A 15053-nucleotide genomic window follows, 5' to 3' on the forward strand; every position below is an offset into this window, starting at 1 on the left:
GAGGCGCACGCGATCATCATCGACGCCACCGGCCGCGCCTTCTGTGCGGGAGGCGACGTCCGGGCGATGGCCACGATGGACGACCGCGGAGAGATGATCCAGCGGCTCGCACAGCGCATCAACACCGGCATCCTCGCGCTCACCGAGTCCGCTAAGCCCGTCGTGGCGGCCGCGCACGGCACCACGGCCGGCGGCGGCCTCGGCATCCTGCTCGCCTCCGATTACGCCGTCATCGGCGAGTCCTCGCGCGTCGGCAGCCTCTACGGCGGCGTCGGCCTCACCCCTGACCTCTCCGTCTCAGCGCAGCTCGCCGCGGCAGTCGGTGAGCGCCGGGCACTCCAGCTCCTGCTGCAGGAGCGGCTGCTCTCGGCCGCTGATGCTGTCGAGTGGGGCATCGCTGCCGAGCAGGTCGCCGACGACCAGGTCGCTGCCCGAGCCGAAGAGATCGCGGCGATGTGGGTCGCGAATGCTCACGCCTACGGCGAGGCAAAGCGCCTCATCCGCTCGCGCCCCGCACGCTCGTTCCGCGAGCAGCTCGACGAGGAGGCCCGCACGATCGGCGTTGCCTCGGTGAGTCCTGAGGGTGAGCGCCGCATCAAGGCCTTCGCCGCGCGGTAGCGGCGAGAAGCGCGGCGCTGCGCCGCCGCTGTGCCGCTGTGCCGCTGCTGTGCGCCCGGCCGTTGCTGTGCGCCCGGCCGTTGCTCGGCAGGGCCGCGCCGCGCTACTCGATCCGGTGCTCGCCGACCTCCGACGCGAGTGAGACACCGTTGTTGTCGACGTAGAGCTGGCCCTCGGTGAGTGAGACCGTCATCGTGTTGCGGCGCGCGAGCGTGGCGACGAGTTGGTCGATGAAGGCTGGGTCGAAGGAGCGGATCACGATGTGCTCGGACTCGTGGATCGTCTTCCCCGACCACGACGCGAGGAGCTTCTCGGGCTCGCGGTGCGTGTAGACCGCGGTGCGGTCGGCGAGCTTGCTGCCGAAGTGCAGGCGGTCGGCATCGGGCGCGCCGATCTCGATCCACGCCGTGATCGCGCCGGTGAGGTCGCGCACGAGCACCGCCGGCTCGTCGGTCGTTGAGACGCCGGCGCTGAACGCGATGCCCTCCTCGTACTCGAGACAGTAGGCGAGCAGCCGGGTGACCATGAAGCGGTCGGTTTCCGAGGGGTGCCTGGCGACTCTGAGGGAGAGCTCGTCGTAGACGCCGCGATCCACGTCGGCCAGTTGGATTTCGAACGTGTGGATCGTTGCACCTATTGCCATGATCCCCGAGTGTAGCGGGCGGAAAGCTGCGACCCGACCATCCTCCACCCCCCGATTAATCTAGTGCGACCCTTTCACCGGGCAAATAAGGGTCGCACTAGATTAATGGAGGGGTAGGGGTTCGCAGATGGGCGGGCCCCGAGCTCAGCTGCTGCGATCGATGCCCGCGTGGGCGAGTGCGCGCGCAACCTCGCTCAGGCCGTCCGCGTCGATCCCGCGCACGGGGTGGGGGAGCATCCCCGGGGCCAAGACGCCGAGTTGCTCTGCCACGGCCGCAGCAACTCGGTAGCTGCCGTAGCGCGCGAACAGCTCCCAGAGCGGGGCGAAGCGATCCGACATCGCGAGTGCGGTCTCGTCGTCACCCGCGAGCGCCGCGCGGGTGAGCGCCACGCACTCCTCGGGCAGCACCCCGGCAATAACGCTGTACCAGGTCTCGCACCCTGCGAGGAGGCCCGCGACCGCTGTGCCGTCGCCGCTGACGCCGAGGGTGACCCGCTCGGGCACGTGCGTCCGGTACTCCGCGAGCCGCGCGCGAGCCGCCACGGGATCGGTGGGCACCGCCGGAATCTTGATTGACGCGACCTTCTGCAGCTCGGCGATGCGCCCGTGCAGCTCGCCCGTGAACGTGAACCCAGTCGTGATCGGGTTGTCGTAGACGACGAGCGGCACCGACAGCTCCGCATCGACAGCCTCGAAGAGCCCGAACGCCTCGTCCTGGGTGAGGGGCTGGTAGGTCATCGGCGCGAGCAACACGGCGGAGGCTCCTGCGCGCTGCGCGTCCTCGACGTGGCCGAGAACGTCGCGGGTGCGGAGCGCGCTCACCCCGATGATTACGGGCCTCACGCCCGCGTGCTGCACCGTGAGATCTGCGACGCGGGAGCGTTCGGCCCGCGACAGGTAGGCGTAGCCGCCGGTGGATCCGAGCGCAGCGATGGAGTCGACGTCGGTCCGCGCGATGCGCTCCACGATGCGTGCGTACCCCGCCTCGTCGATGCCGTCGTCGGTGATGGGGGTGAGCGGAAACGCGCTGAGGCCTGTGGAATTCATGACTGCCTTTCGGGTGGTGGAGCGGGGGTGTGGATCCGGGTGCGCACCGCGAGCGCAGCGCAGGCGATGACTGCGAGCGCGCCGAGCGCGGTGAGCCAGCCGACGGGTTCGTGCAGGAGGATCGCAGCCCACACCAGCGTGAACACCGGCTGCACGAGCTGCACCTGGCTCACCTGCGCCATCGGCCCGATCCCGAGGCCGCGGTACCAGGCGAAGAACCCGAGGAACATGCTCACGACCGCGAGATAGCCGAACGCCGCCCACTGCGCGGGCGTCGCACTCGGCGGCTGCTGGGCGACCGCGACCCAGGTGAGGACGATCATGAGCGGGGCAGCGACGACGAGCGCCCACGAGATGGTCTGCCACGCTCCGAGCTCCCGCGCGAGCAGGCCGCCCTCCGCGTAACCCACCGCGGCCGCGACCACCGCGCCGAAGAGCAGCAGATCGTGCCACGAGAGCCCGGCGATCCCGCCGCCCTGCTGCGCCGCGAAGGCGACGGCGACGACTGCGCCGAGGGCGGCGGCGATCCAGAACCTGCGCCCCGGGCGCTCCCCGGTGCGAAGCACCGTCATAACCGCGGTTGCCGCGGGCAGCAGCGCGATGACGACGGCGCCGTGGCTGGCGGAGGCGGTCGTGAGAGCGAGCGAGGTGAGCAGCGGAAACCCGACCACCACCCCGGCGGCGACGGCCGCGAGCCGCAGCCACTGCGAACCGCGGGGGAGGCGCTGCCGGGTGAGCGAGAGCGCGAGGGCGGCGAGGATCGCGGCGACGACCGCACGGCCCGCCCCAATGAATAGCGGGGAGAGGCCCGCGACAGCGATGCGGGTAAGCGGAACGGTGAAGGAGAACGCGACTACTCCGAGCAGCCCCCACCACAGGCCCGCCCGCGAGGGCGATATCACTCTCCGGGAATCTGGAGTAGCGCTACTATGTATTCTCATGAGCAATGATAGCACTTCGCGGATCGTCGACGGCCTCCTCGACTGGATCGCCCGCGCCCCAGCCGGGGCCAAGCTCCCCGCAACCCGCGCGCTCGTCGCCGAGTACGAGGCGAGCCCCGTGACCGTGCAAAAAGCGCTGCGCACCCTCAGCGCGCGCGGCCTCATCGAAACGCGGCCGGGCTCCGGCACCTTCGTACGCGCCGTCCGCACCGCCCGCCCGCTCGACTTCAGCTGGCAGACATCGGCGCTGCGCTCGCCGCAGCACCGCCTCCCCGACGCCTCCGTCACGATGCGCCCCACCCCGCACGGCGCGATCCCGCTCCACGCCGGCTACCCGGACCGCGAGCTCCTGCCCGAGCGACTCATTCGCGCCGCGCTCACGCGGGCCGGCCGCAGCGACGCGGCGGTCACGCGCTCACCCGTCTCGGGGCTCCCCGAGCTGCAGGCGTGGTTCGCGGGCGAGCTCGCGCAGGCCACCCCGGTCGGCGTGACCCCACCGACGGCGAGCGATGTCGTCGTGCTGCCGGGCAGCCAGAGCGGCCTGAGCTCGACCTTCCGCGCGCTCGTCACCGCCGGGCAGCCGCTGCTCGTCGAGTCGCCGACGTACTGGGGCGCGATTCTCGCGGCGGCGCAGGCGGGCGTGCGGCTCGTGCCGGTCGCGAGCGGGCCGCTGGGCCCCGACCCGGCCGACCTCTCCCGGGCGTTCGAGGAGACTGGCGCGCGCGCCTTCTACGCGCAGCCGACGTACGCGAATCCCACCGGGGCGCAGTGGTCACCCGAGCGGTCGCGGCAGATCCTCGACGTAGTCCGCGCGCACAGCGCGTTTCTCATCGAGGACGACTGGGCCCACGACTTTGGCATCACGAGCGAGGCGAGCCCCGTCGCCGCGCTGGACGACGCCGGCCACGTCGTCTACGTCCGCTCGCTGACAAAGAGCGTCTCGCCCGCGATTCGGGTCGCCGGCGTGATCGCACGGGGGCCCGCGCGGGAGCGGATCCTCGCCGACCGAGGTGCATCCTCGATGTATGTGAGCGGGATCCTCCAGGCCGCAGCCCTCGACATCGTGACCCAGCCCGCGTGGAGCACTCACCTGCGCGGGCTCCGGCAGCAACTGCGTGCCCGCCGCGACCTGCTCGTCGATAGCCTCGCCGAGTACGCGCCGGCCGCGCACCTGGCCGCGATCCCCAGCGGCGGGCTGAACCTGTGGCCGCAGCTGCCCGACACGGTCGATCTGCCGGGCCTCGTGCGGGCATGCGAGGACGAGGGGGTGCTCATCACGCCGGGCAGTGAGTGGTTCCCGGCGGAGCCCTCGGGAAACTTCATCAGGCTGAACTTCTCAGGTCCGAACCCAGGCGCGTTCCCGGCAGCGGCAGAGGTGCTCGGGCGCGCGATCGAGCGGTTGGGGTGAGCGCCCGGGCGCCGTCCTGATTGCCCGCTGAGCCTATCCCTTGCGAGACCCGCGTGTTAGCATTCATCTGATGAATGGCGCTCCGGTGCCTGCGCCCGTGGTCGTTGGGCGGGGCTTCGCCCGAGACGCTCCAAAGTCTCGTCGTCACTCGTCGCAAACGAGACGAGGAGTCCGTTATGGTCGAGCAGCCTGCCAGCGCCGAGCAGTCTGCCAGCGCCGGCACTACCGGCAGTGCTACCGGTAGTGCAGCTGCCCGCCCGCAGGTTCCGCTGCTTCTCTCCCTCGTCTTCCTCGTCTACCTCGCGCAGATGACGCTCAGCCCGATCATTGCCCCGCTCGCCCGCGAGGCCGGGCTGCGAGAGTGGCAGATTGGCGCGACGGTGAGTGCGGCTGCGGTGATGGTGGTGCTCACGAGCCAGTTCTGGGGGAAGCGGGCGCAGACGCACGGCACGAAGCCGGTACTCGCGACCGCGCTCGTTCTCGGAGCAACGACGATGGCGCTGTTCGCCTGGGCGGCGGCGCTTGGCATGCGGGGCGTCGTCACGGGTGCAGCCCTGGTCGCGCTCTTCGTGATGCTCCGCGGTGTGGGCTTCGGGCTCGCGATCTCCGCGGTCGCGCCGACGGCGCAAACGTACATCGCCAGGGTGACCGACACCGAGGAAACTCGCGTGCGCGGCATGGCTGGCGTCGGCGCGGTGCAGGGCGTCGCGATGATCGCTGGTGCGATCGTCGGTGGCGTACTCGCGAGCTTCGGGCTGCTCGTGCCCCTCATCGTCATCCCGGCGCTGCTCGCGCTCGCCGCGCTCGTGACCCTGGTGAGCCTGCGCCCCGAGCCCCGTCACGAACTCATCGAGCATCCCGCCCGCGTGCGGCCGACCGACTCACGGGTGTGGCCGTTCCTGCTCGCAGGGTTTGGCATGTTCACGGCGCTGGGCTTCTTCCAGATCATCATCGGTTTCATCGTGCAGGACCGGCTCGCGCTCGACGGTCGAATGACCGCGCTCACGACGGGCGGGGTGATGCTGATCGCGGGCATCGGCATGGTGGTCGCGCAGGTTGTCGTCGTGCCGCGCTCGGGGTGGTCGCCCGCGACGTTGCTTCGCGTGGGATCGACGATCTCGGTCATAGGTTTTGGGCTGCTCGCTCCCAACGCAGGGCTCACACTGCTCCTGATCGGAACCGTGTTCGTGGGCTTCGGCCTCGGCGTCGCGACCCCGGGTTACACGGCAGGGCCGACCCTCCTCATGCGGCGTGATGAGCAGGGAGGGCTCGCCGGGCTCATCGGCGCGACGAACGGCCTGACCTTCGTGATCGCGCCGGCGCTGAGCACCGCGCTGTATGGCGTGTGGCCTCTGCTCCCGGTGGTGGTGAGCGGCGTGCTCATGGCGATCGTTGCCGTGTTCGTGTTTGTGCACCCGCGGTTCCGGGTGCTTCGGGAGGCGCCCGCGCGCGGCGATTGAGCGACGCCTACGCACGAGCCTCCGGGCTGCGCCTACGTGCTACGCCCGGTCGTGCAGCTGCAGCGAGTAGTGCATGAGTTCGACGCGCTCACCAGACGGCGCGACCCCGGGTTCCGATCCACCCTGCTCGAAGCCCGCGGCGCTGAGCACCCGCTGGGATCCAACGTTGCCGAGAACGGTGCGCGCGGCGAGCGTCGCGAGCCCTGATGCCCGGGCAAACTCCGCTGCGAGCGCGAGAGCGGACACCGCGTAGCCCCTGCCGCGTGCCTCGGGGTGGAGCCAGAAGCCCACTTCGGCGCGGTCGGCCGCGACGTCGAAGAGCACGAGGCTCCCCGCGAACGCGTCGCTTTCTGCCTCTGCGATGGCCAACACCGCGAGGTCTCCCCGCGCGAGCCCGGGCCCGGCGTCGCGCTCGATCATGCGGCGCACGGACTCGGGTGTGTACTCGGGCTCGGGGAGGTGTGCGTAGCGCCGCACGTCTGCGTCGGCCGAGCCGGTGGCGTACGCCGCAGCGTCGGCGTCGCGCAGCGGCCGCAACCGCACCCGTTCGTCTTCGACTGGGAGTCTCGTCTGGTCGAGCATGATCCCAATATCTCACAGCTCAGCCGATCCCCCACGCCCCGATTAATTTAGTCCGACCCTTTCTTGGGACCGATAAGGGTCGGACTAGATTAAACGGGGCAGTGGGGGCGGCCCAGGCGCGAGGCTACTCGGCGACCTCGGTGGCCTTCGATAGCTTCGACGGCCACCAGATCTTCCGGCCGATGTCGTAGCCCAGCGCCGGCACGAGCAGCGAGCGCACGATAAACGTGTCGATCAAGACGCCGAACGCGACGATGAACGCGATCTGCACGAGGAACAGGATCGGGATCACCGCGAGCGCCGCGAACGTCGCCGCGAGCACGAGGCCCGCCGAGGTGATCACGCCGCCGGTGATCGTTAGCCCGCGGAGGATCCCCTCGCGCGTGCCGTGCTTCACGGACTCCTCGCGCACCCGGGTCATGAGGAAGATGTTGTAGTCGATGCCGAGCGCGACGAGGAAGATGAACCCGAACAGCGGCACAGCCGGGTCTGCGCCGGGGAACTGGAAGATCCCATTGAACACGAGCGCGGAGACGCCGAGGGCGGTGCCGAAGGAAAGCACGGTCGTGAGCACGAGCAGGATCGGCGCGACAACGCTGCGCAGCAGCAGCATGAGAATGATGAGGATCACGACGAGCACGACCGGGATGATGAGGTTGCGGTCGTGAATCGACGCGGTGTTCGTATCGATCGCGGTCGCGGTCACCCCGCCGACGAGCGCGCCAGGCACGGCGTCGGAGAGTTCCGCACGCAGCGTGCGAACAGTGTCGGCCGCCGCGTCCGAGTCAGCCGCCGCGGTGAGCGTCGCCTGCAGCATCACCTCGCCGTCGACGACGGTCGGCGCCGGCGCGGGCGTCCCGGGTGGGCCGAACGCGGAGATGCCTTCCGCGGTGACGGGCGCCGAGCCGCTCGGGGAGTCCTGCGACATGACTGAGACGCCGTCGATGCCCGAGTGCCCGAGCAGCACGTCGGCCGCGGTCTGCAGATCGCTCTCGGGGACGAGGATCTGGGCCGGGCTGCCCGATCCACCCGGGAAGTGCTCGCCGAGGGCCGCCTGTCCGTCGCGTGCCTCGGAGGCCCCGATGACGAGATCCGACTGCGGCACGCCGACCGCGTTGAGCTGAGTGACGCCGAGCGCGCCGACGGCGAGGACGATCGCGGTCGTCATCCAGATCGCGCGCGGCCTTCGCTTGATGAGCGCGGCAAACTTGCTCCACACGCCGCCGGTCGGCATGCCGTGTTCGGCCTCGACAACCTCGGGCTCGAACTTCGGGCGGCGTGGCCAGAAGGCGGCGCGGCCGAACGCGAAGAGCAGCGCGGGCAGCAGTGTGAGCGCCGCGAGCATCGCGAAGACGATGCCGATCGCGGCGACCGGGCCGAGTGTGCTGTTCGACTTCAGGTCGCTGAGTAGCAGGCAGAGGAGGCCGGCGATGACAGTGCCGCCGGACGCGACGATCGGCTCGAAGGAGCCGCGCACGGCTCGCATCGTGGCCTGCCACTTATCGGTGGTCACGCGCAGCTCCTCGCGGAAGCGCGAGACGTACAGCAGTGAGTAGTCGGTCGCAGCACCGATCACCAGGATGAACAGAATGCCCTGGGTCTGGCCGCTGAGAAGGATCACGCCGGCCTTCGCGAGCCACCACACCGTGAGGAGCGCGACGCAGAGCGCGAACAGGCTCGTCGAGAGCACGGCGACCGGCAGTAGGAGGGAACGGTAGACGATGATGAGGATGATGAACACCGCGATCAGCGCGACGCCGAGGAGTAGCCCGTCGATGCCCGAGAATGCCGCCGAGAGGTCGGAACTAAACCCCGCGGGGCCCGTGACGTAGACGGAGACCCCGGGGGGAGCCGCCGACCGGAGCGAGTCGCCGAGCGCCCCAACCACGTCGCTGATGTCGGCGTTCGCGTCGATGGGTACGAACGCCTGCACGGCCTTCCCGTCGTCTGAGGGGAGCGCGGGGGAGATGCCTGTGGCGATGCCCTCGATCGCGCCGCCGGTCGCGCCACCGTCGGCACCTCCAGAGAGCTGCTCAAGCTGCGCCGCGATACCGTCGAGGTCCGCGCTGCTCAGCTCGTTCTCGCTCGCGAAGACGACGATCGCGGGGATCGTGTCGCTGTCATTGAACTCGGTGAGGAGCTTGCGCACCTGCGTCGCGTCCGCGGACTCGGGCAGATACGCCGTCGGGTCGTTCGATGAGACCTCGCTCACCTTGCCGAAGTAGGGGCCGCCGATGCCGGCACCCGCGAACCAGACGAGGATGAGGAGGGCGGGAAGGAGGATCCGCAGCCATTTCGGCACGTCGCCGCGCGTGGTCTCCGCGGACGAAGTGCTCGTCGCGCCGGCATGTTTTGGATTCACGTGACGTCCCCCATTGTCCAGAACAGAATGTAGCTAGCTTAGCAAGAAACATCTAGTTGGTATAGATAGTCAGGCTTGAAGCAATCGCTCCGGCTAGAATCGTTCCATGCAAGCGAGTCACGACGGGCTGGATCACGGCGAGCGGGATCCGCAGGCGATGAACGTCTACGACCTCGACGCGAGCGACCCCTCAGGCACCCTCGTTGATCGCGGTGGACTCGACGCTGCCCAGGTGCAGCACATCGGCCTGCTCATGGGTGCCCTCGGCAGACTACGTGAGGCCGAGCAGGAGCTGTCGGAGGCCTCGCTCAAATACATGAAGCTCAACGAGACCGACATGCGCGCGCTCCACTTCCTCATCGTCTCTGCCAACCGGGGCGAGATGGCAACGCCGGGGGCGATCGCCGCCCACCTGAAGATCTCCAGCGCCTCCACGACGAAGCTGCTCGACAGGCTCGAGCGTGGCGGGCACATTGTGCGGAGCGCTCACCCCACCGACCGCCGCGCGCTCACCATCTCGATCACGCCGGAGACGCACGAGGTCGCGCGGAACACCGTCGGGAGGCAGCAGGCGAAGCGCTTTCACGCCGCCGCCAGGCTCACGGCGGCCGAGCGCGAGGTCGTGATCCGCTTCCTCGACGACATGGCCAATGAGATCACGATCGGCACCGAGGACTGGCCGGCGCAGCACGACGCCTAACCGCCGCCCGGAACTCCAAGGTGCTCTTCCCGCTTGAAGGTGTAGATCGCAGCGATGACGGCGCTCAAAAGACATGCACTCAGCGAGGTCAGGGCTTTTTTGCTGCCGATCACTCATGACTTCGCTGAGTGCATGTCTGCTGAGCGATTCAGGGTTGGTGAGTCTTCACGGCGCCGCAGCGCCTCCACCACTGCCAGCGCCTCCACCATTGCCAGAGCCTCCACCAGTGCCAGCGCTACCAGCGCTGCGTTGGGGTACGTGCCGCCCGCAAGCCGTTCGCGATAATCACGACCTCCGCGAGCTCGTGCACGAGCACGACGGCTGCGAAACTCAGTACCCCGGTCACAGCGAGCGGCACGAGCACCGCGATGATCGCGAGCGACAGCCCGACGTTCTGCGTGATGATCCGATGCCCCTTCCTGGCGTGCGCGAGCGCGTCAGGGATGAGCCTGAGGTCGTGGCCCGTGAACGCAACGTCCGCGGACTCGATCGCCGCGTCTGAGCCGGTCGCGCCCATCGCGATCCCGACCGTGGCACCAGCGAGCGCGGGGGCGTCGTTGATGCCGTCGCCGATCATCGCGGTCGGGGCGGAGAGCGCGAACTCTGCCACCAGTCGCGCTTTGTCCTCTGGCCGCAGCTCCGCGTACACGTCTGCGATGCCCGCATCAGCTGCGAGGGCGTGCGCGGTGCGGGCGTTGTCGCCCGTGAGCATCGACACGGCGATGCCCTGCTCGTGCAGCGCGCGCACGGTCTCGGCTGCCTCTGCGCGCAGCTCGTCGCGCACCCCGATCGCGCCGAGCACCTCGCCGTCGCGCGCCACGATGATGACGGTCTGCCCGGTCGCTTCGAGCGCGGCGACGTCAGCGGCGATCGGGCCCGGCGCGATCCAACGCGGGCTGCCGACGGCGATGGTGCGCCCGCCGACCTCTCCGGTCATGCCGCTCCCGGCGAGTTCGGTGACGCCAGTCGCCTGAGCCGGCGTCGGCGAGGCTCTGAGGATCGCTGCCGCGAGCGGATGCGTCGAGTGCTGCTCGACCGCCGCAGCGAGCGCGAGCAGCTCGCGCTCGGGCACGCCCGTCGAGGTGACGACGGCCGTCACCTCGGGCATATTGCGTGTGAGGGTGCCGGTCTTGTCCAAAGCGACGTGGCGGATCGTGCCGAGCCGTTCGAACGCCGCCCCACTCTTGATGACGATCCCAAAGCGACTTGCCCCACCGATCGCCGAGACGACGGTGACGGGAACGGCGATCGCGAGCGCGCACGGCGAGGCGGCGACGAGCACGACCAAGGCGCGCGTGATCCAGGTCTCGGGGTCGCCGAGCAGCGAGCCGATGACGCCGACGGCGAGCGCGAGGAACAGCACGCCGGGCACGAGCGGCCTGGCGATGCGGTCCGCGAGCCGCGCGCGGTCGCCCTTCACGGCCTGCGCCTGCTCGACGAGGTCGACGATCGCGGTGAGTGAGTTGTCGGTGCCCGCGGCGGTCGTGGTGATCTCGAGTACCGCAGACGTGTTGATGGATCCCGCGGAGACAAGGTCGCCCGGCGCGACGGCGACCGGGATCGACTCGCCAGTGATTGCGGAGGTGTCGAGCGCGGAGGATCCGCTCGCGACCACCCCGTCGGTCGCGAGCCGCTCACCGGGGCTGAGCACGAGCAACTGCCCGGCCGTGAGTTCCCGGGCGGGGACCGTTGCGCGCGTGCCGCCAATCAGCACGGTCGCGGTGTCGGGCACGAGCTCAAGGAGTGAGCGCAGGCCGCCGCGGGCGCGATCCATCGCACGATCCTCAAGCGCCTCGGCGATCGCGTAGAGGAACGCGAGCGCCGCGGCCTCCTGCACGTAGCCGAGCAGCACCGCGCCGACCGCGCTGATGGTCATAAGGAGCCCGATGCCGAGCTTGCGGTGCGTGAAGAGGCGTTTCAGTGCCCCGGGAACAAACGTTGCCGCGCCGAGCAGCAGGCCCGCCCAGTACGCGGCGAGGGCCGCGGTGCCGGCGCCCGCGAGGTCGAGCGCGAGCCCCGCGAGGAACAGGAGGCCGGAGCCGAGCGGCACGAGGATCGCCCGGTCGCGCCACCACGGTGTCGCTGAGTAAGGCCGGAGCGCCTCAGTGATCGGGGGAGTCGTCGTGGCGTCCGTGCCGCAGCACTCCGCGCTCACGCCCGCGCGGCCACGGGCTCACAGCAGCCCGGAACCTGGCAGGCCGGGTCGATGCACGGCGCGCCCTCGTCGACCGCGAGCGTGACATCGACGAGCGCGGTGAGGGCGGCGGTGAGGTGCGGGTCGGCGATCTCGTAGCGGGTCTTACGGCCCTCGGGTTCGGCGACAACGATGCCGCAGCCGCGCAGGCAGGCGAGGTGGTTTGACACGTTCGTGCGGGTGAGGCCGAGCTCCGCAGCGAGCTCCGCCGGATAGCCCGGCCTGTCGATGAGCGCGAGCAGGATCTGGGAGCGGGTGGGGTCAGCGAGGGCGCGACCGAGTCGGTGCATAGCGTCGAGGCGCGAGCCAATGGTCAGCATGCACTGACTATACACTGCATGCTGACCATTGGGAAGTCTGCGCCTCCCCGCCCCGAATCACACGCTCGTGAGCACGATCTCGCGCTTGAGGATCTTCCCGGTTGCGCCCTTTGGCAGCGCCTGGACGATCTCTACGACGCGCGGGTACTTGTACGCTGCGACCTTCGACTTCACGAACTCGCGGATCTCTGCCGCTTCTACGGCCGAGCCGGGCTTGAGGGCCACGACCGCAGCGATCTCGTCGCCGAATTCCGAGTGGGGGAATCCGATCACCGCGGCCTCCGCAATCGCCGGGTGCTCGTACAGCACCTCTTCGACCTCACGCGGGTAGACGTTGTACCCGGAACGAATGATGAGATCTTTCTTGCGGTCAACGATGTACAGGAAGTCGTCGTCGTCGCGCTTCGCGAGATCGCCGGTGCGGAACCAGCCGTCTGGAATCGCCTGCGCTGTCTCGTCAGGCTTGCCCCAGTATGCCTTCATGACGTTGTGGCCCCGAACGATGAGCTCGCCGATGTCACCGGCGGAAACGTCGCTGTCGGAGTCATCAATAATCCGCACCTCGACGCCCGAGACTGGAACTCCGATCGATCCAGCCCGACGCCGGTCAAGCCGATTGATCGACACCACCGGAGAGGTTTCGGAGAGGCCGTAGCCCTCGAGCACGATGCATGAGTATGCCGATTCGAAGGCGTTCAACACCTCGACCGGAAGCGCTGCGCCACCTGATACGCACACCCGCAGGGAGGAGGTATCGAAGTCGTCGCGGCCGGGAAAGTGCGCGAGCACGGTGTACATCGTCGGTACGCCCTCGAAGACGGTCACCCGATCGCGGGCGACGGTCTCGAGCGCCGCCCGCGGGTCGAACTTTGGCAGCAGTGTCAGGCATGCCCCCGCGTACACGGCCGCGTTCAAGCTGGCGGTTTGGCCGAAGACGTGGAAGAGCGGGAGCCCGCCGAACACGACGTCTTCCTCCGAGAGGAAGAGGAGCTCGTCGGCGCAGATCTCGACGTTGCGGGCGATATTGGCGTGGGTGAGCTCCGCACCTTTCGGTTTGCCCGTGGTGCCTGAGGTGTAGAGGATCACCGCGGTGTCACTGTCGGCCACGTCATGGACCTCGGCCACCGGTGACAGCCCGGCGAGTACCCCCGGCCAGCCCGTCGGTTCAACGACGATTGTCTTCGCGTCGGCGAGCACAGCCCCGGCCTCGCCTTCCTGCTCGAACCCGGTCCAAACGAACAGCAGTCGCGCACCCGAATCGCTGAGATGGTAGGCCACCTCGCGCTCCTTCAGGAGTGGGTTCATCGGTACAACGACGGCCCCCAGGCGCAGCGCTCCGTAGTACAGCAACGCGAAGTGGGGCACGTTCGGCAGCATGAGCGCCACACGGTCGCCCTGGCGCAGACCGTGCTCCTGCAGGAGGGCCGCGACGAGCTGCGTGGTCTGTTCGAACTGGGCGTAGCTGAGTACGGCTTCGCCGAGCTTGAGTGCGGGGCGCTGCCCGTGCTTCGCGGCGGTGTTGACGAGGTTCATTGCAAGGTTGGTCATACATCTCTCCTTTGAGTTGTAAGTGAAGCCTTTGATGCTCTGCATTGAGTTACCAGTTCATTATCACCACACCGCCCGGGGAATCTGCAGGGAATGCGTTCACAGGATACGCAGGCGCTACTCGTGGGGCAGCCCCTGCTGGGGCCGATGACGTGCACAGAGTTGTTATCACCCCTGTTCGTGGGGCTTTTCTCGGGCTACGATCCAACCATGGGGACCGAATCACAGTCAGATCAAGCCGCTCAGAATCCGCGATCGGAGGGGGCGCAGCGGCTAGCCACTTCGCAGCCGCAGCAGGACAACGTGCTCCAGATTCGCTGGATCGCGCAGTCTGACCGGCCAGTCCCGATCGTCGCGGCCTCACCGGCCGAGGCCCTCGAACTCCTGAACCGGGGCAGCGAGGCATTTGGCTCGCTCGGCACGACCGGCGGCGATGTCGAGATGCGGCTTGACCCTGAGGCCTTCGGCTTCGTAAACACCTCCGACGACGACGGGATCCTCAACCAGGAGCCCTTCGCCGCCGTGCTCAGCTGCTCAGACGCACGCGTGCCGATCGAACTCGCGCTTGGGCGCGGGGCGAACGATCTGTTCGTCGTGCGCATCGCCGGGAATGTGCCCGGGGCCGAGTGCCTGGGCAGTCTGCACTATGCCTCGGATCACCTCCCGCGGGTACAGCTCTTCAGCGTGATCGGGCACTCCCAGTGCGGCGCGGTCACCGCGGCCGTCGACGCGTTTCTTGAGCCCGGGAGCTACCTTCCGGTCGCGCAGCTCGCGCCGCTGCGCGAAATCGTCGATTCGCTGTTCGGGAGCGTGCGGCTTGCGGCCTACGCGCTGCAGCAGATCACGGGGCGCGCGGTGCTGCCCGCGGCGGCTGAGTCGGCCGATCTCCGCGAGGCGCTCATCGCCGTCGCTGCCGTCGCGAACGCGGCACTGAGCTCCAACGTCGTCGCCCGTAACCTCGAACGCGAGGCGGCGTTCGGCGTCTACGACCTCACACAGCGCACGGTCGGCACAATGACCGCGGGCGGCTGGGAGCCCGGGCTCAGGGCGGCTCCGAAGAACGACGAGGAGCTGCAGGCCGTGCTGCACGAGGCTGCCGCGGGCTACCTGAGGGGCGGTGCCGCTGAATAGTAGCGCTGCCGCGCATGACAGCCGTACGTTGCTGCCGCAGGGTGCTGCTGCATATCGCAGCTGCACAGTGCAGTCGCACAGTGCAGTCGTAGAGCTCGC

At 69.0% G+C, this 15053-nt stretch carries 13 protein-coding genes; 5 read left to right on the forward strand and 8 right to left on the reverse strand.

Translation table 11 applies throughout. The features are described 5' to 3' along the window. A partial coding sequence (locus tag ACI1US_RS12590) for an enoyl-CoA hydratase/isomerase family protein (protein WP_461640782.1) occupies positions 1-618 on the forward strand: 618 nt, incomplete at its 5' end. Positions 619-721: 103 nt separating this feature from the next. Here the strand turns inward: ACI1US_RS12590 and ACI1US_RS12595 are convergent. The 3 genes from ACI1US_RS12595 to ACI1US_RS12605 form a co-directional block, all read right to left on the reverse strand. Then, complete coding sequence (locus tag ACI1US_RS12595; protein ID WP_461640783.1) at positions 722-1261, reverse strand: YaeQ family protein; 540 nt, start codon at positions 1259-1261, stop codon at positions 722-724. A gap of 144 nt (positions 1262-1405) precedes the next feature. Beyond that, the gene (locus ACI1US_RS12600; protein WP_461640784.1) at positions 1406-2308 is read right to left on the reverse strand and encodes a dihydrodipicolinate synthase family protein; all 903 of its coding nucleotides are present in this window, start codon (positions 2306-2308) and stop codon (positions 1406-1408) included. Next, positions 2305-3249, reverse strand: coding sequence for a DMT family transporter (locus ACI1US_RS12605; protein ID WP_461640785.1), 945 nt, complete (start codon positions 3247-3249; stop codon positions 2305-2307). The genes ACI1US_RS12600 and ACI1US_RS12605 overlap by 4 nt, the downstream gene beginning before the upstream one ends. Here ACI1US_RS12605 and ACI1US_RS12610 point away from each other — a divergent pair. Together ACI1US_RS12610 and ACI1US_RS12615 are read left to right on the forward strand one after the other, a co-directional pair. Further along, on the forward strand, positions 3248-4657 hold the full coding sequence (locus ACI1US_RS12610; protein ID WP_461640786.1) for an aminotransferase-like domain-containing protein: 1410 nt from the start codon (positions 3248-3250) through the stop codon (positions 4655-4657). The genes ACI1US_RS12605 and ACI1US_RS12610 overlap by 2 nt on opposite strands. Positions 4658-4833: 176 nt before the next feature. After that, the gene (locus ACI1US_RS12615) at positions 4834-6117 is read left to right on the forward strand and encodes an MFS transporter (protein WP_461640787.1); all 1284 of its coding nucleotides are present in this window, start codon (positions 4834-4836) and stop codon (positions 6115-6117) included. A 39-nt stretch (positions 6118-6156) separates the two neighbouring features. Here the strand turns inward: ACI1US_RS12615 and ACI1US_RS12620 are convergent, their stop codons facing one another. Beyond that, complete coding sequence (locus ACI1US_RS12620; protein WP_461640788.1) at positions 6157-6699, reverse strand: GNAT family N-acetyltransferase; 543 nt, start codon at positions 6697-6699, stop codon at positions 6157-6159. 124 nt (positions 6700-6823) lie between these two features. After that, on the reverse strand, positions 6824-8989 hold the full coding sequence (locus ACI1US_RS12625; protein WP_461640839.1) for an MMPL family transporter: 2166 nt from the start codon (positions 8987-8989) through the stop codon (positions 6824-6826). 178 nt (positions 8990-9167) lie between these two features. Here ACI1US_RS12625 and ACI1US_RS12630 point away from each other — a divergent pair, with 178 nt between their 5' ends. Beyond that, positions 9168-9761, forward strand: a complete 594-nt coding sequence (locus ACI1US_RS12630; protein WP_461640789.1) for a MarR family winged helix-turn-helix transcriptional regulator — start codon at positions 9168-9170, stop codon at positions 9759-9761. A 235-nt stretch (positions 9762-9996) separates the two neighbouring features. Here the strand turns inward: ACI1US_RS12630 and ACI1US_RS12635 are convergent, their stop codons facing one another. Genes ACI1US_RS12635 through ACI1US_RS12645 form a run of 3 tightly spaced genes read right to left on the reverse strand, consistent with a single transcriptional unit; the run spans position 9997 to position 13823 of the window. Continuing rightward, positions 9997-11916, reverse strand: coding sequence for a heavy metal translocating P-type ATPase (locus ACI1US_RS12635; RefSeq protein WP_461640790.1), 1920 nt, complete (start codon positions 11914-11916; stop codon positions 9997-9999). Further along, complete coding sequence (gene cmtR, locus ACI1US_RS12640; protein WP_461640791.1) at positions 11913-12275, reverse strand: Cd(II)/Pb(II)-sensing metalloregulatory transcriptional regulator CmtR; 363 nt, start codon at positions 12273-12275, stop codon at positions 11913-11915. Before cmtR ends, ACI1US_RS12635 begins: the two co-directional genes overlap by 4 nt. A gap of 57 nt (positions 12276-12332) precedes the next feature. Further along, complete coding sequence (locus tag ACI1US_RS12645) at positions 12333-13823, reverse strand: long-chain-fatty-acid--CoA ligase (RefSeq protein WP_461640792.1); 1491 nt, start codon at positions 13821-13823, stop codon at positions 12333-12335. 210 nt (positions 13824-14033) lie between these two features. Between ACI1US_RS12645 and ACI1US_RS12650 the strand changes: the two genes are divergently transcribed. Next, the gene (locus ACI1US_RS12650) at positions 14034-14954 is read left to right on the forward strand and encodes a carbonic anhydrase (RefSeq protein ID WP_461640793.1); all 921 of its coding nucleotides are present in this window, start codon (positions 14034-14036) and stop codon (positions 14952-14954) included. Positions 14955-15053 lie beyond the last annotated feature (99 nt).

Origin of the sequence: Leucobacter sp. BZR 635 (genome assembly GCF_048061935.2) — a bacterium.
GTDB lineage: Bacteria > Actinomycetota > Actinomycetes > Actinomycetales > Microbacteriaceae > Leucobacter.